General features: G+C 55.0%; 1 protein-coding gene. It reads left to right on the top strand.

Annotated features, from left to right (window positions below; genetic code table 11):
- Positions 1-297 (top strand): recombination protein NinG (locus NA197_RS23485; protein ID WP_438796714.1); only part of this gene is annotated, 297 nt, incomplete at its 5' end.
- Positions 298-320 lie beyond the last annotated feature (23 nt).

Here is a 320-nt window from a genome sequence, read left to right as displayed (position 1 = left end):
AGCGCCATCGATGCAAGCCATTACCGCTCGCGCGGTGCCGCCTCACATCTCAAATTCAACGTATTCAACGTTCATTCGGCCTGCACTCGCTGCAACCGGCAGTTAAGCGGTAATGCGGTCGAATACCGAATCCGCCTCATCAGGCGTATAGGCCTCGAAAGGGTGGAGCGTCTTGAATCAGACAATGTGCCACGCCGTTTCGATATCCCGTACCTGAAACGCATCAAATCCATATTCACCCGCAAAGCCCGGGCGCTGGAGAAGCGCCGCGCACGTCGACAGGATAATGCAGCATGAAACCAGAACTGATCGACATACTC

Source organism: Salmonella sp. NW884 (genome assembly GCF_051700745.1).
Lineage (GTDB): Bacteria > Pseudomonadota > Gammaproteobacteria > Enterobacterales > Enterobacteriaceae > Salmonella > Salmonella enterica.
Note: the sequence above shows the minus strand (reverse complement) of the source record. Positions and strands in the feature narration are given on the sequence as shown.